This window comes from Haematobacter missouriensis (assembly GCF_000740775.1).
GTDB lineage: Bacteria > Pseudomonadota > Alphaproteobacteria > Rhodobacterales > Rhodobacteraceae > Haematobacter > Haematobacter missouriensis.
Genome location: NZ_JFGS01000013.1, coordinates 35,576 through 58,843, shown reverse-complemented (window position 1 = coordinate 58,843; position 23,268 = coordinate 35,576). Strand labels below are relative to the sequence as shown.

General features: G+C 64.8%; 18 protein-coding genes. 6 read left to right on the top strand and 12 right to left on the bottom strand.

The window, feature by feature from the left end:
* Positions 1 to 32 precede the first annotated feature (32 nt).
* On the top strand, positions 33 to 2,462 hold the full coding sequence (locus CG51_RS10050) for a membrane-bound PQQ-dependent dehydrogenase, glucose/quinate/shikimate family (protein ID WP_051930382.1): 2,430 nt from the start codon (positions 33 to 35) through the stop codon (positions 2,460 to 2,462).
* A 57-nt stretch (positions 2,463 to 2,519) separates the two neighbouring features.
* Here CG51_RS10050 and cydX read toward each other — a convergent pair whose 3' ends face one another.
* The 5 genes from cydX to cydD form a co-directional block, all read right to left on the bottom strand.
* The gene (gene cydX, locus CG51_RS19135; RefSeq protein ID WP_051930381.1) at positions 2,520 to 2,645 is read right to left on the bottom strand and encodes a cytochrome bd-I oxidase subunit CydX; all 126 of its coding nucleotides are present in this window, start codon (positions 2,643 to 2,645) and stop codon (positions 2,520 to 2,522) included.
* Between the two features lie 12 nt (positions 2,646 to 2,657).
* Positions 2,658 to 3,809: a cytochrome d ubiquinol oxidase subunit II gene (gene cydB / locus CG51_RS10045; RefSeq protein ID WP_035744508.1), complete on the bottom strand. Its 1,152-nt coding sequence runs from the start codon at positions 3,807 to 3,809 to the stop codon at positions 2,658 to 2,660.
* A 4-nt stretch (positions 3,810 to 3,813) separates the two neighbouring features.
* Complete coding sequence (locus tag CG51_RS10040) at positions 3,814 to 5,394, bottom strand: cytochrome ubiquinol oxidase subunit I (RefSeq protein WP_035744507.1); 1,581 nt, start codon at positions 5,392 to 5,394, stop codon at positions 3,814 to 3,816.
* An 83-nt stretch (positions 5,395 to 5,477) separates the two neighbouring features.
* The gene (locus CG51_RS10035; protein ID WP_035744505.1) at positions 5,478 to 7,154 is read right to left on the bottom strand and encodes an amino acid ABC transporter ATP-binding/permease protein; all 1,677 of its coding nucleotides are present in this window, start codon (positions 7,152 to 7,154) and stop codon (positions 5,478 to 5,480) included.
* Positions 7,151 to 8,785: a thiol reductant ABC exporter subunit CydD gene (gene cydD, locus CG51_RS10030; RefSeq protein WP_084695135.1), complete on the bottom strand. Its 1,635-nt coding sequence runs from the start codon at positions 8,783 to 8,785 to the stop codon at positions 7,151 to 7,153. Before cydD ends, CG51_RS10035 begins: the two co-directional genes overlap by 4 nt.
* Before the next feature lie 140 nt (positions 8,786 to 8,925).
* Between cydD and CG51_RS10025 the strand changes: the two genes are divergently transcribed.
* From CG51_RS10025 to CG51_RS10015, 3 genes are read left to right on the top strand one after another with little or no spacing between them, the layout of a single operon-like run.
* Positions 8,926 to 10,260, top strand: coding sequence for a cytochrome c (locus tag CG51_RS10025; protein ID WP_198947722.1), 1,335 nt, complete (start codon positions 8,926 to 8,928; stop codon positions 10,258 to 10,260).
* A 20-nt stretch (positions 10,261 to 10,280) separates the two neighbouring features.
* The gene (locus tag CG51_RS10020) at positions 10,281 to 10,751 is read left to right on the top strand and encodes a (2Fe-2S)-binding protein (RefSeq protein ID WP_035744503.1); all 471 of its coding nucleotides are present in this window, start codon (positions 10,281 to 10,283) and stop codon (positions 10,749 to 10,751) included.
* Positions 10,744 to 13,071, top strand: a complete 2,328-nt coding sequence (locus CG51_RS10015; protein WP_035744502.1) for a xanthine dehydrogenase family protein molybdopterin-binding subunit — start codon at positions 10,744 to 10,746, stop codon at positions 13,069 to 13,071. The genes CG51_RS10020 and CG51_RS10015 overlap by 8 nt, the downstream gene beginning before the upstream one ends.
* On the opposite strand, the gene CG51_RS10010 is transcribed toward CG51_RS10015, so the two are convergent.
* Positions 13,068 to 15,305 (bottom strand): glycoside hydrolase family 3 N-terminal domain-containing protein, encoded by a 2,238-nt coding sequence (locus CG51_RS10010; protein ID WP_198947723.1) that lies wholly within the window; start codon positions 15,303 to 15,305, stop codon positions 13,068 to 13,070. The genes CG51_RS10015 and CG51_RS10010 overlap by 4 nt on opposite strands.
* Before the next feature lie 226 nt (positions 15,306 to 15,531).
* Here CG51_RS10010 and CG51_RS10005 point away from each other — a divergent pair, with 226 nt between their 5' ends.
* On the top strand, positions 15,532 to 16,998 hold the full coding sequence (locus CG51_RS10005; RefSeq protein ID WP_051930379.1) for an MFS transporter: 1,467 nt from the start codon (positions 15,532 to 15,534) through the stop codon (positions 16,996 to 16,998).
* A 12-nt stretch (positions 16,999 to 17,010) separates the two neighbouring features.
* Here CG51_RS10005 and CG51_RS10000 read toward each other — a convergent pair whose 3' ends face one another.
* The 3 genes from CG51_RS10000 to CG51_RS09990 form a co-directional block, all read right to left on the bottom strand.
* The gene (locus CG51_RS10000) at positions 17,011 to 17,688 is read right to left on the bottom strand and encodes an SDR family NAD(P)-dependent oxidoreductase (RefSeq protein ID WP_035744499.1); all 678 of its coding nucleotides are present in this window, start codon (positions 17,686 to 17,688) and stop codon (positions 17,011 to 17,013) included.
* A 37-nt stretch (positions 17,689 to 17,725) separates the two neighbouring features.
* Positions 17,726 to 19,762, bottom strand: a complete 2,037-nt coding sequence (locus CG51_RS09995) for an NADH:flavin oxidoreductase (protein WP_035744591.1) — start codon at positions 19,760 to 19,762, stop codon at positions 17,726 to 17,728.
* A gap of 128 nt (positions 19,763 to 19,890) precedes the next feature.
* Positions 19,891 to 20,508, bottom strand: coding sequence for an NAD(P)-dependent oxidoreductase (locus CG51_RS09990; protein ID WP_035744496.1), 618 nt, complete (start codon positions 20,506 to 20,508; stop codon positions 19,891 to 19,893).
* A gap of 105 nt (positions 20,509 to 20,613) precedes the next feature.
* On the opposite strand from CG51_RS09990, the gene CG51_RS09985 reads away from it, so the two are divergent.
* Positions 20,614 to 20,997, top strand: a complete 384-nt coding sequence (locus CG51_RS09985) for a winged helix-turn-helix transcriptional regulator (RefSeq protein WP_035744494.1) — start codon at positions 20,614 to 20,616, stop codon at positions 20,995 to 20,997.
* 32 nt (positions 20,998 to 21,029) lie between these two features.
* Here CG51_RS09985 and CG51_RS09980 read toward each other — a convergent pair whose 3' ends face one another.
* From CG51_RS09980 to CG51_RS09970, 3 genes are all read right to left on the bottom strand, one after another.
* Entirely contained in the window at positions 21,030 to 21,431 is a 402-nt protein-coding gene (locus tag CG51_RS09980; protein WP_035744491.1) for a type II toxin-antitoxin system VapC family toxin, read from the bottom strand.
* Complete coding sequence (locus tag CG51_RS09975) at positions 21,431 to 21,676, bottom strand: type II toxin-antitoxin system Phd/YefM family antitoxin (protein WP_035744488.1); 246 nt, start codon at positions 21,674 to 21,676, stop codon at positions 21,431 to 21,433. The genes CG51_RS09980 and CG51_RS09975 overlap by 1 nt, the downstream gene beginning before the upstream one ends.
* 129 nt (positions 21,677 to 21,805) lie before the next feature.
* Complete coding sequence (locus CG51_RS09970; RefSeq protein ID WP_035744486.1) at positions 21,806 to 23,185, bottom strand: aminotransferase family protein; 1,380 nt, start codon at positions 23,183 to 23,185, stop codon at positions 21,806 to 21,808.
* Positions 23,186 to 23,268 lie beyond the last annotated feature (83 nt).

Genomic DNA, 23,268 nt, shown 5'->3' with positions numbered 1-23,268 from the left:
ATTGCGGTTCGAGCATTCGGAGGGTTGTCCCCGTGACACCGACAACAGAACGCCGCCATCGTGGCGCGGCGAGGGTCTTTGCGACCCTTTTCGTGCTGATCGGATTGGCCTACGTCTGGGGGGGCGCGCAGCTCGCGCTACTAGGCGGATCACTCTATTTCCTAATCACCGGCCTTGCCGTGATCGTGTCCGGTATCCTTGTCTGGCGCGGCAACGCCTGGGCCGGATGGCTTTATGCTGCCATGCTCGCCTGGACCTATATCTGGGCCATCAGCGAGGTGGGGGTCGATTTCTGGACATTGCTGCCCCGCTTGTCAGGACCGTTCCTGTTCGGGCTGTTCTTCCTGACCCCCTGGTATCGGCGCAGCCTAATCTCGGGGCCGCGCCCCGCGCTATTGGGCCGCGCCGTAGTGGGTGGCTTTGCGGTCGCCCTGCTGGGTCTTTTCGGCTGGGGGTTCGCAAAGGGCGATATCCATGAGATCGCGGCAACCCGGCCCCTGCCGGAGGCGAAGGCCAAATATACCCAGGACACACCAGAGGGCGAGTGGCACCATTACGGAAACGACCAGCATGGCACACGTTTCTCGCCGCTGGAGCAGATCAACCCGGAAAACGTGCGGGATCTGCAAGTCGCCTGGACCTATCGCACCGGCGATTACCCCCCGCCGGAAGGACCGGTGCGGCGCCTCCAAGCTACGCCGCTAAAAATCGGGCGCTCGCTCTATCTCTGCACGGCGCGGAACGACATCGTCTCACTCGACGCGGAAACCGGGCAGGAGAACTGGCGCTTCAACAGCCACACCGACCTTACGGGTGTGACCGGCTCGGCCGCCTGCCGGGGTGTGGCTTATTATCAAGCACCCGAAAGCGCGGTTCCGGCCGGTGCCGCATGCGCTGAGCGCATTATCGGCGGAACGGTGGACGCGCGCCTTCTGGCCGTCGATGCGGCGACCGGGGAGCCTTGTGCCGACTTCGGCCAGAATGGCCAGGTGGATCTCAAGCAGGGGCTCGGCCATGTCATCCCCGGCTACTCCTATGTTTCGTCCGCCCCGCAGATCGTGCGCGGACGGGTGGTGATCGGCGGCTGGATCTCTGACGGCCAGATGACGGATGAACCCTCCGGCGTGATCCGGGCATTTGACGCGGTTACCGGCACGTTCGACTGGGCATTCGACATGGGCCGCCCGGAAGACCACTCCATGCCCGCAGAGGGGGAGGAGTTTACGCGCGGTACGCCGAACTCATGGGCGCCGATCTCAGCCGATGATGAGCTGGGGCTGGTCTATATGCCGACCGGCAACGCGACGCCGGACTATTGGGGCGGCCACCGCCGCGACTTTGACAACCGCTACTCAGGTTCTATCCTTGCCCTCGACGCGGAAACCGGGGCGCTTCGCTGGCATTTCCAGACCATTCACTATGACGTCTGGGACATGGATGTCGGCTCTCAGCCGAGCCTCGTCGATCTCCAGATCGAAGGGGAAACTGTCCCGGCTCTCGTGCAGCTCACCAAGCGAGGGCAGAACTTCGTTCTGGACCGCCGCACAGGCGAGCCGATCTACGAGGTTCAGGAGCTCCCGGTTCCGCAAGGAGGCGCGGAGGCCGAGCGGATTTCCCCGACGCAGCCCTTCTCTGTTGAGATGCCGGAGTTTTCAGGCATCGATCCGAAGAAACCCCTCGGTATCGACGAAACGGACATGTGGGGGGCGACACCCTTCGATCTGATGTGGTGCCGCATCCGCTTCCGCGAGGCGCGGTGGGACGGGCCTCTCACGCCTCCAGGCGAAGATTCCGTTTTCTTCTTCCCCGGCTCGCTGGGCGGCAGCAACTGGGGCTCGGGCTCCTTTGATCCGGAGCGCAAAATCCTCGTCGCGAACTGGAACCGGGTGCCGATGTATCTTCGGCTGATGCCACGGTCAGAAGCGGACGCGGCTGGTCTGAAGGCTGCCGACGGTCGTCCCGGCGTCAGCGTGGGTGGCGCGGTCCCGCAGGAGGGCACGCCCTATGCCGCAGACCTGAAACCCTTCATGTCGCCTTTGGGCGCGCCTTGCCTTGCGCCGCCCTACGGCCTTGTGACAGCGGTTGACCTCACCACGAAGGAGGTGCTCTGGCAGCGCCGGTCGGGCACGGCCGAGGACAGCGGTGTAACCATCGCGGGCAGCACTATCCGCTCGCGTCTTCCGATCAGCCTCGGCGTTCCCGGGCTGGGAGGCTCCATCACCACCAAGTCGGGGCTCGTGTTCGTCGCGGCTTCGGGGGAGCAGTCGCTCCGCGCAATGGACCTCGAGACGGGCGATATCCTGTGGAAAGGGCGCCTGCCGGCGGGCGGCAACGCGACCCCGATGACCTATCTCTCGGAAGAGAGTGGGCGGCAGTTCGTGGTCATCGCGGCAGGTGGTCATAACCTCATGCAGACGCAACCGGGCGACTATCTCGTCGCCTATGCCCTGCCGAGACAGTAACGTCCTGCCCCTCGAAGAAGCCGGCCCGGAGCAATTCGGGCCGGCTTTCTCATGGCGTCAGCGCTGGTGGCCGGCCTCGTCCAGCGTCTCGCGGCCATCCTCCAGTATCTCGAACCACATTGCATTCAGCACAGCAAAGGTTACGGCCAGCGGCAGACCGAGTATCCAGGCGAAGTACCACATATTCGGATCCTTTCAGTAAGCGTGACTGTCGCCGGTCACGTCCTCTTTTTTAACCTTGCCCCAGAGCAGCTTGTAGGCCCAGGTGGTGTACAGGGCGATGATCGGCAGGAAGACCACCGAGGTCACCAACATGATGAACAGGGTCAGGTGGCTGGAAGACGAATCCCATACGGTTATGCTTGCCCCCGGCATTTCGGAGGACGGCAGGATGAACGGGAACATGGAGAGCCCGACGGATGAGATCACTCCGAAGATGGACAGTTGGCTCAACATAAGCACACCGACCTCCCGCTTCGCCGCTATCATTCCCAGAACGCCGAGCGCACCGACAAAGCCTGCCGCCGGGGCGATCAGCATCCAGGGATGGGCGCCATAGTTGGTGAACCATCCCCCCGCATAGACCTCCACCGTCTTGGCGAGCGGGTTGGAGGGACCGTTCTCCGGAAAGGTGCTCGTGACCACATAACCATCGATGAAGGCCCAGAGCAGCAGCCCGCCGAGAGCATAAAGCACCAGCGTCGCTATCGCCGCCCATGTGCCGAACCGCCGCGCCCGCTCCTGCACCGGCCCTGTGGTCTTCACGATGAGCCATGCGGCGCCATGCATGGCAAGCATCGCGACTGACAGGACGCCGCAAAGCAGCGCATAGGGGTTCAGAAGACCGATGAACCACCCATCGTAATAGATGCGCATGTCCGGGCCGAAGCGGAAGGGCACCCCCTGAAGCACATTGCCCACTGCTACGCCAAAGATGAGCGCGGGCACGAACCCCCCGATAAACAACGCCCAGTCCCAGTTGTAGCGCCAGGTCAGACTCTCCCGCTTCGAGCGGTATTTGAAGCCAACGGGCCGCAGGATGAGCGCGAACAGGATCGCAAACATCGCAAGGTAGAAGCCCGAGAAGGACACGGCATAGAGTGGTGGCCACGCGGCGAAGATCGCGCCACCGCCAAGGATCAGCCACACCTGGTTACCCTCCCAGACTGGCCCGATAGTGTTGATGACGATACGCCGCTCGACATCGTTCTGACCCGCGAAGGGCAGGAGCATACCCACGCCGAGGTCGAATCCGTCCGAAAGCGCAAAGCCGATCAGAAGAACGCCCAGAAGAACCCACCAGATAAGGCGGAGTGCGTCGTAGCTTAGCAAATCATGCAGGATCATGGCATCACTCCGCCGGCGTCACGATGGGTTTCGGGATGAGGGGCGCCTCCGGTTCGTAGTCCGGCTGCGGGCCCTTGCGGATGGCGGCCAGCATGAGCTTGACCTCGATCACGATCAGCGTGGCATAGATCAGAGTGAAGCCGATGACCGTCATCAGCACCGTGCCGGCCGAGAGGTCGGAGACGGAGAGGAATACCGGCAATACCCCTTCGACTGCCCAGGGCTGACGACCGTACTCGGCAAGGATCCAGCCGCATTCCGCCGCAACCCAAGGCAACACCATCGCCCAGACCGCCACTTTCAACAACCAGGGGTGCCGATCGAGCGATCGCCTCGTGCTCATCACGAAGAAGGTGCCCATCAACAGGATGTTGAAGAACCCGACGGCCACCATGATCCTGAAGACCCAGAACAGCACCGGAACGTTGGGTACCGTGCTCCAGGCCGCGCGGTCGATCTGATCCTCCGTCGCCAGCCGCGGGTCGTCGATATACTGCTTGAGCAGCAGCGCATATCCGAGATCCGCCTCCCTCTCGCGGAAGGAAACGCGCGCCGCGCCGGAAGCGGCCGCGTCAGGCGCCATGCGGATGGTCTGAAGCGCGTCATAGGCGATCATGCCAGACCGGATCCGCTCCTTCGCATGATCGACGAGATCGAGAATGCCGGGTATCTGCGTAGTAAGGGAGCGCGTGCCGATCAACCCCATGACCCAAGGGATATGAATGGCGTAGCGATTCTCCCGCGCCTGCATGTCCGGGATCGCGAAAAGGGTGAATGGGGCAGGCGCGGGCTCCGTTTCCCACATGCCCTCCAGCGCTGCCATCTTCATCTTCTGGTGCTCGGACGTGAGGTAGCCCGACTCGTCACCCAGCACCACGACCGAGAGTGCGGCCGCAAGCCCGAAGGATGCGGCGATGGTGATCGACCGCTTGGCGACCGCAACATGCCAGCCGCGCAGCAGATACCAGGCCGAGACCCCTAGCACGAAGACAGACGCCACGACATAGCCGGCGGAGACGGTATGCACGAATCGCGCTTGCGCGACCGGGTTCATCAGAACATCGAAGAAGCTGGCAACCTCCATCCGCATCGTGTCCGGGTTGAAGTGCGCGCCCACCGGATTCTGCATCCAGCCGTTGGCAATGAGAATCCACAGCGCGGAGAAGTTGGAGCCGATCGCCACGCAGTAGGTCGCGATGAGGTGGCCCACCTTCGACATCTTGTCCCAGCCGAAGAAGAACAGACCGACGAAAGTCGCCTCAAGGAAGAAGGCCATCAACCCCTCGATGGCCAGCGGCGCACCGAAGATGTCGCCGACATAATGGCTGTAGTAGCTCCAGTTCATGCCGAACTGGAACTCCATCACAATGCCGGTCGCTACCCCGAGGGCGAAATTGATGCCGAAGAGTGTGCCCCAGAACTTGGTCATCTGGCGCCAGATGACCCGGCCCGTCATCACATAGACTGTCTCCATCGCGGCAATCATGACGGATAGGCCCAGCGTGAGCGGCACGAATAGGAAATGGTAGAGCGCCGTCAGAGCGAACTGGAGACGCGAAAGTGTGACAACGTCAAAAAAATCCATGGCTGGCCTTTCCGGGCGAGCTCTTGCTCCGTTCCTGGACGTCCGCGGCGCGCGGGCGTCGGTCTGGCAAGGGCGCGGCTGTCCTAATCGGGACGTAGCGCCGAAAGGGCGGCGGTATAGCTCGCCTCCCCCTGACGATGGAGACAGGCAATCCGGCCCTGCTCCATCGTTATCAGCAGGTCGGCGCCTTCAGCCTCCCGCCGTACATGGGTTACGATCACCATTGTGTGACCTGATCGGCGCAAATCAAGCCGTTGGGCAATATCCCGCGCCGTTGTTGCATCTATGCCCTCCGTCGGCTCATCGAGCAGCCAAAGCGGCGCCGGGCGGAGAAACAGCGTTGCGAGGGCCAACCGCCGGGCCTCTCCGCCGGACAGGCCGATCCCGCCCTCGCCCAGCGGAAAGGCAAGACGAGCGGTGAAGCGGGGGAGCCCGGCATCCTCCAGCCCCCGTATAAGCGCCGCGTCATCGGCGCAGGGGTCAGCGAGGCGGAGATTATCGGCGAGGCTGTCCTGAAAGAGTTCGCTCCGCTGGGTCAACAAAGTGGATGGCAGAACGGCCACCTCCCCCCGCCGTGCCCGAACCTCCCCCGCGAGCAGCAGAAGAAGCGTCGATTTGCCCGCCCCTGACGGGCCGATGACGGCCACCTTCTCCCCCCTGCGCAGGCTCAAGGTGATGTCATGCAACGTTTCTCCGCGCGCAACCGGGCCGGCGGACACGTGCCGCAAAACCACAGCCTGCCCCTCAGGTGGGAGGGGAAGCGGCGCGGGCGAAGGCAGCATCACCAACCGCGGACCAAGCCGCCGTGCCGCCAGCCGCGCGCGCGCAGCCTCCGCGCCTACCCGACGCAACGCGGCCAGCGGATCGCCTGCGGCCACGGCCAGCAGAATGCCAAAAGCCGCCACGGCCACCCCGATGCGGTTTTCCGACACCATCCCGGCAACAACCAGTGTCACAGCCGCGATCAGCACGGCGCTTACGACTGTCGCGCCAGCACCCGCAGCGACCTCAACTCGATTGGCACGGTCATCCGCGCGCGCCAGTGCCCCATCCAAAGCAGCAATTCGTTCGCATTCTGCCGGAAGGCGCCCGGCCATCGCGTAATCCGCCTGATTTCGCACAAGCGTGATGACATGGCCGCGCAAGCCCTCCAACCATCGGCTGCGGGCATATATCGCGGATGAGCCCGCCCGAAGCGAAAGCAGCGGGATGATCGCCACAGCGGCAGTCAGTACGATGAAGGCCCCAAGACCCAGCACCGGCGAGACCACCGCCAATGCCAGCCCGACCCCCAGCGCCGCCAGTCCCGCCGCCGCCAGCGGGACGGCAACTCGCAGATAAAGCGAATCCAGCGCCTCGCTGTCGGCGCTGATCCGGAACAGCAGGCGCGAGGGGCGGGTGGCAAGCGCGCCCGCCGCCTCGGACGGGCTCCACCCCCGGAACAGGCGCACGCGTAGCTCAGCCAGCGCGCCAAGCGTCGCACCATGGGTTACCAGCCGCTCGCCATAACGCGCCACGGTGCGGAGCACGGCAAGCAGGCGAATGCCCGCAGCAGGCATCAGGACACCGAAGCTCAGCGCCGTTGCCATCGACAGCCCTGCGAGCGCCGTCGCTGTGATGAACCATCCCGAAAGACCCAGCAGCGCGACACCGGCCAGAGCCGTGATCGCGGCAAGTCCTGCGCCGAGCAGAAGCCGCCCTTCCCGCCCTTCGGCAAGCGCGCGAACCACGGGGGCAAAATCCTTGCGCATACGCCTCATGCAGCAGCCTCTCCACGTGGAGGATCAATCGCGATAGTACGGTCCATCCGTGCGACAAGCCGGGGATCGTGAGTGGCGACTATGAGCGTGCGGCCGCGGGCAAGCCTCAGCAACCCCTCCGTCACCGCATCTGCGGTCGCGCTGTCCAGATGAGCAGTCGGCTCATCCGCCAGGATCAGGCCCGCAGGCGATGCGGCGGCACGCGCGAGGGCCAGGCGCATCGCCTCCCCCCCCGAAAGCCCCGCCCCATCCTCGCCAAGCGGCCTGCTGCCGCGCACCGCGGCGACGCGCGACAGCCCCGCCAAGGAGAGCGCGGCGGCCACGGCCTCATCGGAGATCTCACGGCCTGCCCGCACATTCTCCGCCAGCGACAGCGGCAGTAGGTGCGGCTCCTGCCCCAGCCATGCCATCCCCGCCCGGAGCGTTGCGGCGCCATCACCCGCCATAGGTATCCCGCCGACGAGTACCCGGCCGGAGCCAAGCGGCACCAGACCCGCGATCAAGCCTATGGCGGTGGACTTGCCAGAGCCGCTTGCCCCAGTCAGGGCAACGTGCTCGCCCGCCGCCACGCTGAAGCTCACCGGGCGGCTGTCCTGCCGCGCGGGCTGTGCTGCTTCCAGTAGCACCGAAGGCGGTTTCGCCTCTCCCACCCGGACGGGGAGGGCCAGAGCACCGGCAAACGCCGTCCCGGCGGGGGCAAGCCCGTCGAGCTTGTCGAGCGCCGCCTCTCCTGATGCCCGATCATGCCACACCGCCGCCAGATCCCGCATCGGTTCGAAGAAAGCGGGGGCGAGAAGCAGAATGAACATCCCTTCCGGCAGCGAAAGCCGCGCGCCCCACGCGCCGAATGGCAACTCTCCCAGAAGGTGAAAACCCACATAGACCGCCACCATCGCCACCCCGAGAGCCGAAAAAAGCTCCAGCACCGCTGACGAAAGAAATGCAATCCGAAGCACCGCCATGGTCCGGTCCCGAAGATCTCCCGCCATAGCGGCCAGACGCGACTCCGCCCCACCCACGGCGCCCAGCCCCCTGATCGTCGCCATGCCGCGCAGCCTGTCGAGCAGAAATCCGTTGAACGTGCCGACCGCGCCCAGTTGCGCATCGCTCGCCGCCTTTGCACGCCAGCCGATCAGCGCCATGAATAACGGGATGACCGGAAGCGCGATGAGCAGCGCCAGAGCTGCCAGCCACGACAGCGGAAGGATCACCAGAAAGATCACCACCGGCACTACCGTCGCCCGAAACCGCGCGGGGCGGAAACGACTCAGGTAGGGCACGATCAACTCGGCCTGCTCGGCCAGCACACTCGCCGCAAGACCTGAGGATGGGCGCGCCGCATCGAACGGGGCGTGCCCGGCCAGTGACCCGACGACCGCCGATCTGAGCTGTGACAGTTCCGCCCTTGCCCCGCGAAAGGCCAGCCGCTCCGACAGCGCCTGAACACCAGCCTGGACAAGGCGAACAAGAAAGAAGCCCCCAACCGGCAGGAGAACATCGCCGAAACCAGCCGCCATCCGTCCGATGCACACCGCAAGCAGCGCCGCCTGCGGCAACCACAGAAGTGACGCGAGGGTGGAGAGCGCGGAGGCCGCGGTGATCATTTTCGCGTTCGGCAGAGTTTCCGTCATGGCGGACCGCTCGTATGGACGTGTGTGATCTTCACACTAACCTTGAAGCGGTGGAAGGACTTATTCCGCCGACATAATGCCGCAGGCCGCGGAGAGGCGACTTTCAAAGTGGATTGCACTCGCCCCCACCGGGTGAGAAGATGACTGGACCCAGCGGAAGCGAGGCGAAAATGATAGGGCGCGTGCTCGTTGGAATTGCGGCAATCGCCGTGGTTGGCGTGATCGGCTTCGGTATTTATGCGTGGCATCCTGCCATCGCGCCGGTGGCAAGGCCCGCGCCGAACAGCTTCGACCCCGCGCTGGTTGAAAAAGGCCGGGTTCTGGCTGCAGCTGGCTATTGCGCGACCTGCCACACCGCGTCACGCGATGCCCCGCCCTATGCGGGCAACTACGCGATGAAGACGGATTTCGGCACGATCTACTCCAGCAACATCACACCTGAGCCGGAGACCGGGATCGGCACATGGTCTGAAGCGGCATTCTCCCGTGCCATGCGCGCAGGTATCGGACAGAAGGGCGAGCATCTGTTTCCGGCCTTTCCCTACGACCATTTCTCTCGCATCACGGATGAGGATATCTCGGCACTCTATGCCTACATCATGAGCAGTGTGCCGCCGGTTAAGGCAGTGAAGCAGACGAATGAGTTGCCCTTCCCGCTCGACCTGCGGATCCTTCAGGCTGGCTGGAAGCTGCTCTTTGCGGATCTGCATCCCTTCGTGCCAGACCCCGACAAGCCCGCCGAATGGAACCGTGGCGCCTACCTGGCGGAAGGCATCGCCCACTGCGGTGCCTGCCACACGCCGCGCAACCGTCTTGGCGCAGAGCAGAAGGACGCGCAGTATGAGGGCGCTCCTATCGACAACTGGTATGCGCCGCCCCTGACCGCCCGAAACCCTTCGGGCGTACCCTGGCGCGCGGCGGACTTTCACGACTATCTCGCAACGGGGGCGACGACCTATCACGGTGCGGCCGCAGGGCCGATGGCGCCGGTCGTGCATGCGGGGATCCGCCAGCTCCCCGACAGCGATCTCTGGGCCATCGGCATCTATCTGGGCGATATCGTCGGTGCCCCTCCCGCGGATGAAGGGCAGAGCCCCGCCGTTCTCGCCGCCTTGCAGGCGGAGGCGCCTCAGGCGGATTACCGACTTCAGGAAGGGCAGCGGCTCTATGCGACGGCCTGCGCCTCCTGCCACTACAACAGCGGGGAGATCGTGAAGGGGCGCCCCGATCTGGGCATCAATTCCTCCACGCGGCTCTCCGATCCGGCCAACCTGATCCACGTGATCCTTGACGGACTGCGCACCGATCAGGGAATGACGGGCATCGTCATGCCCGCCTTCGGCCATGCGCTTGATGACGGCCAGGTGGCCGCCATCGCCGCCTATCTGCGCGCGACCCGCACGACGGAACGTCCCTGGCCCGATCTGGAAAAAGCCGTGGCGCGTATCCGTGCAGAGCCGCCGCTTGCACATTGAACGGGTCAGGAGGTGACCAGATGACCAAGTTCACCCTGAACGGACAGCCGGTGACAGTGGATGCCGAGGATGACACCCCGCTCCTCTGGGTGATCCGTGACATTGCCGGGCTTACCGGGACGAAGTTCGGTTGCGGGATCGGCATGTGCGGGGCCTGTACCGTGCATGTCGGCGGGCGCGCGACGCGATCCTGCATCACGCCGCTTTCGTCGGTGGAAGGAGCGGAGATCACGACGATCGAGGGTTTGCACCCCGACGGCAGCCATCCCGTGCAGAAGGCATGGCGGGCAATCCGCGTACCTCAGTGCGGCTACTGCCAGCCCGGCCAGATCATGCAGGCAGCGGCCTTTCTGAAAGACATGCCCGACCCGACCGATGCCGACATCGACGCGGTGATGACAGGCAATCTGTGCCGCTGCATGACATATGTCCGCATCCGCAAGGCGATCCGCGAAGCTGCGGCTGAACTCCGGGAGACCACCAATGGGTAACCTCCGTCTTCCGCCACGGGGAGAGGGCATCCGTGGCCTGACCCGGCGCGGCTTCCTCATCACCATGACAGCTGCGGGCGTCACCTTCGGCTACGCCCGTCACGCATTCGCCGCGATGGATCCGGCCCAGCCGGATGGCGTGCCGGTGCCGCCCGTGGGTCCCGTCTTCGAGCCGACGATCTGGTACACGATCGACAGTCAGGGAAAGGTGGAGGTCAACATCATCCGGGCGGAGATGGGCCAGCATGTCGGCACCGCCATCGCCCGGATCCTCGCGGACGAACTGGAGGTTCCATGGGCGGATGTGCGCATCACCCATGTGGACAGCGCCGCGAAGTGGGGCATGATGGTGACGGGTGGAAGCTGGTCCATCGCACAAAGCTGGGGGATATACCGGCAGGCGGGCGCAGCGGGGCGCATCGCGTTGACCGAAGCCGCCGCCGCCCGCTGGAACGTATCGCCGGCAGATTGCGTGGCGCGGGAGGGGCGCGTGACTTCCGGCGCCAATTCCCTGTCCTACGGGGAACTGATCTCGGACGGCCTCACGCGCGCTTTCACGGAGGATGAGCTGAAGGCGCTGCCGCTGAAGCCCGTGGGCGATCTGCGGCTCGTCGGTCAGGATGTCGAGGCGCTGGACATCCCGAACAAGATCACCGGCAAGACGATCTTCGGCATTGACGCGAAGATCGACGGCGCGGTCTGGGCCGCCCCCATCCTGCCGCCGACGCGGGTCGGCTCCAAGGTCAAAACCATTGACGACAGCGCCGCAAAGGCGGTTAAGGGCTATCAACAGACGATCACGCTCGACGATGCCTCCGGGACCGTTCCTGGATGGGTGATGGTGATCGCCTCAAGCCACCTTGCCGCGCAAAGGGCGGCGGCACAGGTCAAGGTCACCTGGGACGCGGGCCCGACGGCCAAAGTGACCGAGGACGATATTCTCGACCACGCGCGCAAGCTCATCGCCGACGGGAAAACCGGCGCGATCCTCGACACGGGTGACAGCAACACGGACCCCGCCTTTGCCGCCGCGGCGGACAAACTAGAGGCAGAATATACCACGGCGACCGTGCTTCACTTCCAGCTGGAGCCTCTCAACGCCGCCGCCTTCCGCAACGCCGACGGGATCTGGGAGATCCATACCGGCAACCAGTGGCAGTCGCTGATCCTGCCAAGCCTCGCCGCTGCGCTCGGCGAGCCTGAAGACCGGATCGTGATGCGCACCTACATGCTGGGCGGCGGATTCGGACGGCGGCTGAACGGCGACTATGCCGTTCCCGTCGCGCTCGCCTCCAAGGCGCTGAACGGCAAACCGGTCAAGATGATCATGACGCGCGAACAGGACGTGTTGTTCGACAGCCCCCGCTCCGCCTCCGTGCAGCGCGTGGCGATGGCCTTCGACACGCAAGGACAGGTCACCGCGATGGAGCACGACGCAGCAGCGGGCTGGCCGACACAGGTAATGGCACCTCCTGCTCTGCCCAAGGCCGCGAATGGGGAACCCTACGATCCCTTTGCGATTTCCGGCGCCGACCATTGGTACAGCGTGGGCAAGCAGAAGGTCCGCGCGATTTCCAACGATCTTGCCAATGCCACCTTTCGGCCCGGCTGGCTCCGGTCCGTCGGGCCGGGCTGGACGATCTGGGCGGTGGAGAGTTTCATGGACGAGGCGGCCCACAAGCTCGGCCGCGATCCGCTGGAATTCCGTCTATCGCTGCTCCGACCGGAGGGAAGGAACGCGGGAAGCGCGCCGATGGCGGTCGGCGGCGCCTCGCGGCAGGCAGCCGCGCTCCGCCGTGCGGCAGAGATGATCGGCTGGGGCAGCGAAATGCCGCCGGATAGCGGCATCGGCCTTGCGACCAGCTTCGGGCAGGAGCGCGACATGCCAACATGGGTGGGCTGCGGCGCCCGTGTGCACGTGGACCGCAAGACCGGCTATGTCAGGGTGGAAAAGCTCGCGATCGCCACCGATGCCGGCATCATCGTGGATCCGGATGGCGCGCTGGCCCAAACGGAGGGCGCAACTCTCTGGGGTCTGTCCATGGCGCTCTATGAGGGGACAGCGTTCGAGGGTGGAAATGTGCGCGATCAGAACCTCGACACCTATACACCGCTCAGGATGATCGACGCGCCGGAGATGGACATCGCCTTCCTGCCCAGCACAGAAGCGCCCGTGGGGATGGGAGAGCCGGCAACCACAGTCGTGGCTCCGGCCATCGGCAATGCGATATTCAACGCGGTGGGTATCCGGATGCGGCACCTGCCGATCACGCCGGACGCCATCCTGGCCGCGCTCGGCCAAGGGGCACAGAAAATCTAGTCGAGACGGAACGCGGCGGCGACGCCGCTTTCCGCATCGGGCGCAATCCACAGATCGAACCAGCCCGGATCAGCGGTGGGCTGCATATCCGGGCCCAGATAAGCCAGTTCACCCACCCCCAGATCAAAGCTCACTTCAACCGCGCCGCCTGCGGGCACGGTGACGTGTCTGAAGGCCTTCAGCAGTCGTCGTGGCTGCGCCACTTGGGCCGCCCTGTCGCGCAGGTAAAGCTGGGCCACCTCCGCCGCGTCGCGTGCTCCTTCGTTGACCAGCCGCGCCGTGGCCGTAAGCCGACCGCCCGCCATCAGCCGGTCCGCCGAAAGGCGAGGCGGCTCATAGTGTACCGACCCGTATGTAAGACCATGTCCGAAGGGATAGAGCGCCCCATCGGGAAGGTTGCGATAATGTGCTGTATAGGCTTCATCCGCCGCCTGCGCAGGCCGACCGGTGGACAGGCGCGCGTAGTAGAAAGGCTGCTGTCCCGTCCTGCGCGGAAAGCTCACCGGCAGGCGACCTGAAGGAGCGAACGAGCCGAACAGGAGGTCAGCGACGGCATTCCCCTCCTCCTGCCCGAGAAACCATGTCACCATTATGGCATCGGCCTCGGCCACACTGCCGGTCAGGGCCAGAGCGCGCCCGGTTTTGAGCAGGACCACAACGGGGCGCCCTGCCTGCATGACCGCCTCGACCAGCGCAGCCTGCGGAGGAGGCAGGTCGATTTCGGTGCGGGAGTGACCCTCGGCGGACATCCACTGGCTTTCCCCCACCGCCAGAAGGACGACATCCGCGGCGCCTGCCGCAGCAACCGCCGCGTCGATGCCGCCGGGCAGGTCGCTCTCGATCCCGCAGCCCGGGACGACAGTCAGCCGGTCGGGATCGCTCAGGGCCGCCCGAATACCAGCCTCCAGCGTAACCGCATTCTCCCGCTCGCCGAAGATCGACCACGGGCCAAGCACGTTGTCCGCATCTGCGCCGAACGGGCCGATCAGCGCGAGACGGAGATCGGGGCGAAGTGGCAACAGCCCACCCTCGTTCCTGAGCATAACGACAGAGCGGCGCGCCGCCTCCCGCGCCAGCGCCACATGGGCGGGCGAGCGGACCACCCGCCCCTCCCGCTCCGCATCCATCCCCCGCCACGGATCGTCGAAAAGTCCGAGCGCCTCCTTCACCCGCAGGACGCGGCGCACCGCATCATCCAGTCGCGCCATCGGCACCACGCCTTCCGCCACCAGCTCCGGCAGGTAGCGCTGGTAGAGGCGGCTGTTCATCGACATGTCGACGCCGGCCAGAAAGGCCAGACGAACAGCATCGCGCGCATCCTCTGCAAAACCATGCGAAACAAGCTCCGCATCGGCGGTGTAATCGGACACGACATAGCCGCGGAAACCCCATTCCCGTCGCAGCACCTGTTGCAACAGCCAAGGATCGGCGGTGGCCGGGATCCCGTTGACCGTATTGAAGCCGCACATCACGGAACATGCGCCAGCGTCGAACGCCGCCCGGAAGGGTGGCAGATACACCTCTCTCAGCGCCCGTTCCGAAAGCTCTGCGCCCGCATAATCCAGCCCGCCTTCCGCCGCACCGTAGGCCGCGAAATGCTTCGGCGTCGCGACGAGGGCGGATGCATCCCGCAAATCGTCTCCCTGAAAACCGCGGACCCGTGCGGCCGCAAAAAGGCGACCGAGCAGGACGTCCTCTCCGGCTCCCTCCACCACGCGGCCCCAGCGTTGATCCCGCGCGATATCCACCATCGGCGCGTAGGTCTGATGGATGCCGGAGGCGCCCGCTTCCATCGCGGCAGCGCGGGCAGTGCGGGTGGCGAGATCCGGATCCCAGCTTGCCGTCTCCGCCAGCGGCACGGGAAAAATCGTCCGCAATCCATGAATGACATCGGCGGCCAGCAGAAGCGGGATGCCCAGCCGGCTTTCCTGCACGGCCAGACGTTGGGCATACCGCGCTTCTGCCGCGCCGATTCCGTTGAAAAGCGCGCCGATCCGGCCCTCACGGATCTCCTGCGCCACTGCCTGCTGGCCGGGATCGAAAGCATCGGGATTGACGTTCCCCGGCCGCCAGCGGAAGGGGTCGTTGACGAGCGTCAGTTGCCCCGCCTTTTCCTCCGGGGTCATGCGGTTCAACAATGTCTCAATCCGCTGCTGCGCCTCGCCCTTTGCGGGAACAACGGAAAGCAGCACCGGCATCGCGGCTCCAGCCAGAAGAAGATCACGCCGGCTCATTCGGAGGGTCATGGTTTCGCTGTTCAGGGAGGCCCGTCGCGATTTAGAACTCCCACGCACAGCTTGGCAAGTCTCACCCATGGGTTGCTTCCCATTCCGCGCGCGGCTCCAACCGCCATGCCGAACCTTGCCAACGGGCAAAAATGCCGCATGTTGTCGCAGGGTGGATTGCCTCTCACCATCGTCAGGCTTAACCCGCCCCAATATCTCCATAGCGGAAAAGCCGATGAGCGATACCACAGTCGCAGCCCCCTCCGATCTGCCCCCGGCGGCGCTGCTGCCGCATTCGCGCAAGATGATGATCTTTGCTCTCCTGATGCTCACGATCTTCATGGCGATGCTTGACGTGCAGGTGGTTTCCACCGCGCTGCCCGCGATCATCTCCAATCTGGGGGGGGCAGAGCGGATCGGCTGGATCACCGCTGCATATATGCTTGCCCAATGTGCCACCATGCCGATCTACGGCAAGCCCGTGTTGTTGTTCGCTGTTGTGCTCTTCCTCATCGGCTCCTTCGCCTGCGGTCTTGCGCCCGACATAAACTGGCTGATCGCGGCTCGCGTTCTCCAGGGGCTGGGCGGCGGTGGCGTCATGGTCAGCGTCTTTTCGGTGAATGCCGATCTTTTCGAGCCGCGGGAACGCGCGAAGTATCAGAGTTTCACCAGCCTCGTGTTGATGTGCGCAGCTTCCATCGGACCGGCGCTCGGCGGAACGCTCACGCAGGTTTGGGGCTGGCGCAGCATCTTCCTCGTCAACCTTCCGATCGGTGCGGTGGTCATCGTGGGGCTTACCCTCCTGCTGCCGCGGCGACGCCTTTATGTGCGGCGCAAGATCGACGTGGCGGGGGCAGTGACGCTGACGATCGCCATCATCAGCATCGTCATGCTCGCGGACGTGCAGCAGGTATTCGAGGGACACGCGGCGCTCGGCGCGGCGGGGCTTGCAACGCTTGCGATCGTGAGCATCCTTCTCTGGGTGCGGTTCGAGCGGCGGGCGGCGGAACCGATCATCCCCCTGTCCCTCTTTCAGAGCCGCAGCTTCCCGCTTCTCCTCCTCATCGGGGCGGCAAACGGGGCCATCGCCATCGGTCTCGTGAATTATCACGCGATCTATCTTCAGCTTTCGACAGGTCTCGCCCCTGCGAAAGCAGGCCTGTTCTTCATCGCGATCACCTGCGGCATGGCCATAGGCTCGCTCATCGCCGGGCAGGTCATCTCCCGGACGGGACGGCTGCGGGAACTGTTGTTGATCGGCATGGGCTTTGCCTCGCTCGGGCTGTGCGTATTGGCCTATCTCCCGGCGGGGCAAACTTCCTATGGGGTGGTGGGCGCCGTCATGATGGCGATCGGCTTTTCCAACGGGCTCGTCCAGCAGTCGCCGGTGATCGGCGTTCAGGCAGAGGCACCGCGCAAGGACGTCGGCGCGGCGACGGGCGCCGTTACACTGCTCCGCATCGCCGGCGCTGCCGTGGCGGTTTCCATCTATGGCGCAATCGTGTCTGCCCATCTTGAGAGCGCCGGCTCCCCCGGACTGGAAGGCCTGCGGGCAGAGGTCGCGGGCGGGGGGCCGGGAGCGCTCGCGGCTGAGGCGCTCGTCTCCACGACCTATCACATATTATACCTTACTTCCGCCGCCATCGCGCTCGCAGGGCTCATCCTGGCGATCCTGCTTCCCCGGAAGAGGCTAACGGACTAACAACATGAGACGTCAGTCCTCGTAGATCATCTTCCGGGTCATTCCGCCGTCGAGCACCAGAACCTGGCCGGTCATGAATCCCGCAGACGCAAGATATAAGACCGCTTCCGCTACATCCGCAGGCGTTCCCACCCGTCCCGCCGGATGCTGGGCATGGTCGCGGGGGCCAAGCCCGGTGCCATCCGCGATCCATCCCGGTGCGATCGCATTCACCCGGATACGTGGGCCAAGGCTCACAGCAAGCGCATGGGTCAGCGCGATCAGCCCGCCCTTGGCGGTTGCATAAGGTTCTGTCTCCGGCTCCGACATGACGGCGCGGGTGGACGCCATGTTGACGATGGATCCGCCCGCCCGAAACCGGGGAATGGCGGCCCGCGTGACCAGAAAGGCCCCGGTCAGGTGGCTGTCCACCACCCGCCGCCATTCAGCAAGCGACATCTCCGCCAGAGGGCCGCCGTAGGGTTTTGCGATCCCTGCATTATTCACCAGCAGGTCGATCTCGTCCCAGCCCAGCATGTCAAAGGCCGCCGTGACGGAATCCTCATCCGTCACGTCGCAGATCACGTGCTGCGCAGCGCCCGCCCCATCCCGAAGGTCGAGCGATACGACATCCCACCCAGCTGAGGCCAAAGCCTCACAGATTCCGGTGCCGATGAGACCAGCACCCCCTGTCACGATTGCGCGTTTCATGCGGCGGGAGATAGCGCTTCCTCTCGCCGCTGCCAGATCAGATCAGTCGCACCAGCCGCAGTGCATCGTGGATGGCCGCATGAACATTCCGCGACGCCACGGCATCGCCGATCCGGTAAAGCCGGTAACCGGAAGCCCCATTGGCGGCGATCTCCTGCGGCGCGCCGGTGACAAGCGCCGCGTAATCCACCGCCCCCCCGTTCAGGGAACCTGGCTTCAGCGCAAAGTAGATATCGTCAAGCGGCCGTGTGCCGTGGTTCACGACGACCTGATCCACCCGCCGCTCCTGCACCGCGTCGCCGTAATCACTACCCAGCCGCGCGATAAGGCCATTTCCGTCACGCAGCACCTCCTGAACACGCCAGGTCACCGTCATGACCGCGCCTGCCTTCTGCAAGGACCGCACATAGGGGACAAGGTTCATGCTCATCACCTCCGGGGCCAGGTTCCGGTCGGGAAACACGATCTCTACCTGCCCGCCGTTTCTGGCGATCATCTCCGCGGCCTGCAATCCGGCATGGTCGCCCGCATCGTCATAGACCAGCACGCTCCGCCCCGGTGCCGCGTCGCCGGACAGGATATCCCAGGCAGAGACAGTCAGGTCATCCCCCTTCGCCAGAACGGGCCCCTCCGGCATTCCTCCTGTCGCCACCACCACGACATCGGGCCGCGTTTCCGCGACGGTCTCTTCCTCGGCAAAGGTGTTGACACGAAAGCTGACACCCAGCCGTTCGCATTCGGCCATACGCCATCCGATGACGGAGAGCATCTCTCGCCGCCGCTCGCTGCGCGCGGCAAGGCGCAGTTGCCCGCCGGGTTGGGCAGCTGCTTCCAGCACGGTCACCGCATGACCCCGCTCCGCCGCGACACGCGCCGCTTCCAAGCCTCCCGGACCTGCCCCGACGACCGTCACGCGCTGCGGGTGCTTCGACGGCACGATCCGGTGCGGAAGCTCGATCTCGCGCCCGGATGAAGGGTTGTGCAGGCAGAGCGCCATACCACCCTGATAGATGCGGTCGAGACAATAGTTCGCGCCGACACAGGGACGAATCCGTTCCTCCTCCCCCGCCAGCAGTTTTGCCACCAGATGAGGATCAGCCAAATGGGCCCGCGTCATCCCGACCATGTCAAGCGCGCCGCTCGCCACCGCATGCCGCGCCGTGGCAAGGTCCGGTATCCGCGCGGCGTGAAACACGGGAAGCCCGGTCGCCGCCCGGATGCGTGCCGCGAAATCCAGATGCGGCGCCGCAGGCATGCCCTGTATGGGGATGACATCGGTCAGGCCCGGATCGGTGTCGATATGCCCTCGGATGACGTTCAGGAAATCGACCATGCCGGAAGCCGTCAACCGCTCCGCGATCCGAAGGCCCATCTCGCCGTCGATGCCGCCGGGTAGCCTCTCATCGAACGTCGCCCGCAGCCCCACAATGAAATCCGGGCCGCACCGCCTTCGGATCTCCGACAGCACATCAAAGGTCAGCCGGAGCCGATTGTCCAGATCTCCGCCATAGGGCGCCTCCAGCGTGTTCGTCAGCGGCGACCAGAACTGGTCGAGCAGGTGGCCGTAGCACTCGAGTTCGATCCCGTCGAGACCCGCTGCCTGCATCCGCTCCGCAGCGTCGGCATAGTCCCCGATGATCCGCGCAATGTCCCACTCCTCGACGCGTTTCGGAAACGCCCGGTGCGCTGTCTCCCGCTCCCCGCAGGAGGAGACGACGGGCAACCAGTCCCCTTGGTCCCACCGTGTCCGGCGCCCCAGATGGGTGAGCTGGATCATCACCGCCGCCCCCGCCTCATGGCATTCGTCGGCCAGCTCCCGCATCCACGGCACCACCTCGTCCTTCCAGGCGAGAATATTGTTGAAGGCGGGCGGGCTGTCGCGTGAAACCGCGGCCGATCCGGCCGTCATCGTCAGAGCCACACCCGCCCGCGCCCGTTCACCGTGATAGGCGCGATAGCGCGCCTTCGGCATGCCGTCCTCGGCATAGGCGGGTTCGTGGCTGGTGATGAGGATGCGGTTGCGAAGCGTGAGATGCTTCAATTTGTAGGGCTGGAGGAGGGGATCGTTGGACATCATGACCTCTGGCTATCGGCCACAGGCTTTTCACAAATTACCTCGCAGGCAAGCACTGAACTATCGTTGGCGCGCATGTAATTGCCTTGCGGCGTCAGGGTGTTGCCCCGCCGCCTCGTCTCGCCCTTTTAGTAGGCGATGGTGAAGCGCGCGCGGCTGTGGCGCGGAGTATCCACCTCATCCAGCAGGGCGAGAGCGAAATCCTCGTAGGAGATCCTGCTGTCGCCCGACGCATCGACCAGCAACTGATCCGCGCCGAGGCGGAACGTCCCGGTCCGCTCCCCGGGGCCGAACATCGCGGCGGGAGAGAGGAAGCTCCAGTCCACATCCGTCACGCCCCGCAGCGTGTCGAGGAAATCGGCACCGGGCAGCGCCTCGGACTTGTAGGCATCCGGAAATTCCGGCGTATCGACCAAACGTTTTCCGGGAGCAACCTCAAGCGACCCTGCCCCTCCCACAACCAGCAGCCGCGGAATGCCTGCCTTCCGCACGAGGGCCAGAACCTGATCCGCCGTCACATCGGCAAACCGCGCGGCGCTGATGAGCAGATCGGTGCCTGCGAGGGATTTCGCCAGCGCATCTGTCTGCGCCGTCACATCGCCCTGAACGAAAGTCACACCGGGCGGAAGCGCTGTCGCCGGCGCCTTGCGACCGATGACGGTGACCGAATGCCCGCGCCGCAGCGCTTCCGCCACCAGCCTTTGCCCGACATTCCCCGTGCCGCCCAGAATCGCAATCTGCGCCATGATCCGTCTCCATATGGTAACAAAACGTAACCTGAATATTGACGTAAACGGAGGACCGGCTCAAGAAGGGCCAACAACGTTGCAAGGTAACCTTGGAGACCCCCGATGACGCTCCACCGATCCACAGCCATCTATGCACGTAACTGTCCCGTTCGGGACGTTCTCGACAGGTTGGGCGACCGGTGGAGCACGTTGATCCTTCAGCATCTGGCCGAAAGACCACTCAGGTTTTCGGAACTGCTCCGCGCGATCGACGATGTCTCCAAGCGCATGCTTTCCCGCACACTGCGCGCACTCGAGGAAGACGGGCTGATCACCCGCACCGTCTATCCGCTGAAGCCACCTGCGGTGGAATATGCGCTCACCCCTCTCGGGGAGAGTTTCCTGCCGCATATCGAGGGATTGGTCCGCTGGGCCGGTGAACACCATACCGCCATCCGCGCGGCGCGTGCGGCCTTCCAGCAGACGCGGGAGGAGACGCTGGCCTGATCAGAACGGACAGTCTGATCGGATGGGACCGATCAGAAAGGGTTGTCCAGCCGCACGCCCGTCGGCAGAAAATCCGCGACATTGCCCGTGACCACCACGGCATCGCGAGCCAGAGCCGTCGCGGCGATCATCAGATCGGCCCCGTCATGGCCAATCTCCGCCGAGAGCCGCCCCCAGATCAGCGCATCCTCCGCGCCGAAGGGCAGGATCCGATCCGAGAACAGCAGGACCGTGCGCTCCACCCAGTCGCGAAGGTCGGCGGCAAAGGCAGGGTTCCGCGCCTCCTGCCGACGGATGCCGCGCTCGATCTCCCCCAGCGTGATTACAGAAAGGAACAGCTCCTCTTCCGGTCGTGCCGCCAGCCAACGCGCGACCTGCGGAGCCCTGTCCGGTCGTCGCACGGCAGAGATGACATTAGTATCGAGGAGATACATCAGAAGTCCACGTCGCGCGGCGTGACCTTCGGGCGTGATGCATCCTCCAGCCCTGGAAAATCCAGCAGATGCGAGACGAAGCTCCGCCGACCCGCCTGCGCATCACGGACCAGACGCTGGTATTCAGAGGCGGAGAGGACGACGACCGCTGGCTTCCCACGACGGCTCACCTCCTGAGGGCGCCCGGAAAGCGCGGCGTCCACGACAGCGCTGAACCGGTTCTTTGCATCCTGTAGCGTCCACATGACACACCTGTCTAGCTATCTGGCTAGATAGATAGGACAAATGGTATAAGAAGTCAAAGCCCGGTGCGTGCTTTGAGCCGGGGCATCGAGCCCCGCCCCAAAGCGCTGCCGCGGACAAAACAATCGGGATCAGCCAAAGACCTTCGTCAGCGCCACGTCTATCGCATCGGTGATCCGGTCGATATCGTCGGGCGTGGCGATCAGCGCAGGGCTGAGACAGAGCGTATTGTTCAGCCCCGGCAGAGACCGGTTCGTCACCCCGATGATGACACCCTGCGCATTGGCCTCCGCCACGACCCGCTGGGCCAGCTTTTCGTCCACCGGCTCCTTCGTCTTGCGGTCGGCGACCAGTTCCGCGCCTTGGAACAGACCCTTGCCACGCACGTCCCCCACGACGGCATGCTTCTCCTTCAGCGCCTCCAGATTGGCCATGAGACGGTCCCCCATGGCGAGCGTATTTGCCAGAAGCTGCTCGTCCTCGATGATCCGCATGTTCTCAAGCGCCGCAGCGGGGCCTGAGGCGCAGCCGCCGAAGGTGGAGATGTCGCGGAAATAGGACAGGGGATCGGCGGGGTCGTCCTTGAAGAAATCGAAAACAGCCTCGGTCGTCACAGTGCAGGAGATCGCGGCATAGCCGGAAGCGACACCCTTGGCCATCGTTACAAAGTCGGGCTCCACCCCGTAGTTCTGATAGCCGAACCACGTGCCCGTCCGGCCAAGACCGCAGACCACCTCGTCGATATGCAGCAACACTTCATACTTGCGGCAGATTTCCTGCACGCGCTCCCAATAGCCCTCCGGTGGCACAATCACTCCGCCGCCCGCGGTGATCGGCTCAAGGCAGAGCAGGCCCACCGTGTCCGGCCCTTCGCGCAGGATCACTTCCTCGATGGCGTCGGCGGCCCGCTGGCCATAGTTCTCGACATCCCATTGCTTGCGGTATTCGAGGCAATGGGGCACCTGCACGAACCCCTCCGGGAAGGGGCCGTAGAGCGCCGCCCGCTCCGGCTGCCCGGCGGAGGCCAGCGCACCGATGGTGGTGCCGTGATAATCGCGCTCCCGATACAGGATCTTGTTCTTGCGGCCCTTGTGATGGCGCGCCGAGATCTGGCGGACCATCTTGAACACTTTCTCGTTCGCCTCGGAGCCGGAGTTCGAGTAATAGACCCGCGTCAGACCGGGCATCTTCTCGATCAGCTTTTCGGCGAACAGCGAACCGGGAATGGACCCCGCCGACTGCGCGAAATAGTTCATGCGGATCAGCTGGTCGCGCACGGCATTGGCGATGCTCTCCCGACCGTAGCCGACGTTGACCGTCCATACGCCGCCGGAGACGGCATCCAGAAACTCCCGCCCCGCCGCGTCCCAGACGCGCATCCCCTTGCCTTCCACGATGATGCGCGGATCGGCCGTTTCCAGCGCCTTGTGCTGCAGCAGGTGATGCCAGACATGGGCGCGGTCGGTTTCGATGACATGGGAGAGGTCGTTCTGAGAGAAGGGCAGGTTCATGGGGCAATCCGGGTCAAGAGTATCCCGCCGTCAGCGGGCGATCCGCTGAGGATTGCGCGAAGCGTGCCGCGGATCAAGCACCG

Bases quoted from the DNA above. Each gene is read 5' to 3' on its own strand.
- cydX (WP_051930381.1), bottom strand. From the start codon at position 2,645: ATGTGGTACTTCGCCTGGATACTCGGTCTGCCGCTGGCCGTAACCTTT.
- cydB (WP_035744508.1), bottom strand. From the start codon at position 3,809: ATGATCCTGCATGATTTGCTAAGCTACGACGCACTCCGCCTTATCTGG.
- CG51_RS10040 (WP_035744507.1), bottom strand. From the start codon at position 5,394: ATGGATTTTTTTGACGTTGTCACACTTTCGCGTCTCCAGTTCGCTCTG.
- CG51_RS10035 (WP_035744505.1), bottom strand. From the start codon at position 7,154: ATGAGGCGTATGCGCAAGGATTTTGCCCCCGTGGTTCGCGCGCTTGCC.
- cydD (WP_084695135.1), bottom strand. From the start codon at position 8,785: ATGACGGAAACTCTGCCGAACGCGAAAATGATCACCGCGGCCTCCGCG.
- CG51_RS10025 (WP_198947722.1), top strand. From the start codon at position 8,926: ATGACTGGACCCAGCGGAAGCGAGGCGAAAATGATAGGGCGCGTGCTC.
- CG51_RS10020 (WP_035744503.1), top strand. From the start codon at position 10,281: ATGACCAAGTTCACCCTGAACGGACAGCCGGTGACAGTGGATGCCGAG.
- CG51_RS10015 (WP_035744502.1), top strand. From the start codon at position 10,744: ATGGGTAACCTCCGTCTTCCGCCACGGGGAGAGGGCATCCGTGGCCTG.
- CG51_RS10010 (WP_198947723.1), bottom strand. From the start codon at position 15,305: ATGAGCCGGCGTGATCTTCTTCTGGCTGGAGCCGCGATGCCGGTGCTG.
- CG51_RS10005 (WP_051930379.1), top strand. From the start codon at position 15,532: ATGAGCGATACCACAGTCGCAGCCCCCTCCGATCTGCCCCCGGCGGCG.
- CG51_RS10000 (WP_035744499.1), bottom strand. From the start codon at position 17,688: ATGAAACGCGCAATCGTGACAGGGGGTGCTGGTCTCATCGGCACCGGA.
- CG51_RS09995 (WP_035744591.1), bottom strand. From the start codon at position 19,762: ATGTCCAACGATCCCCTCCTCCAGCCCTACAAATTGAAGCATCTCACG.
- CG51_RS09990 (WP_035744496.1), bottom strand. From the start codon at position 20,508: ATGGCGCAGATTGCGATTCTGGGCGGCACGGGGAATGTCGGGCAAAGG.
- CG51_RS09985 (WP_035744494.1), top strand. From the start codon at position 20,614: ATGACGCTCCACCGATCCACAGCCATCTATGCACGTAACTGTCCCGTT.
- CG51_RS09980 (WP_035744491.1), bottom strand. From the start codon at position 21,431: ATGTATCTCCTCGATACTAATGTCATCTCTGCCGTGCGACGACCGGAC.
- CG51_RS09975 (WP_035744488.1), bottom strand. From the start codon at position 21,676: ATGTGGACGCTACAGGATGCAAAGAACCGGTTCAGCGCTGTCGTGGAC.
- CG51_RS09970 (WP_035744486.1), bottom strand. From the start codon at position 23,185: ATGAACCTGCCCTTCTCTCAGAACGACCTCTCCCATGTCATCGAAACC.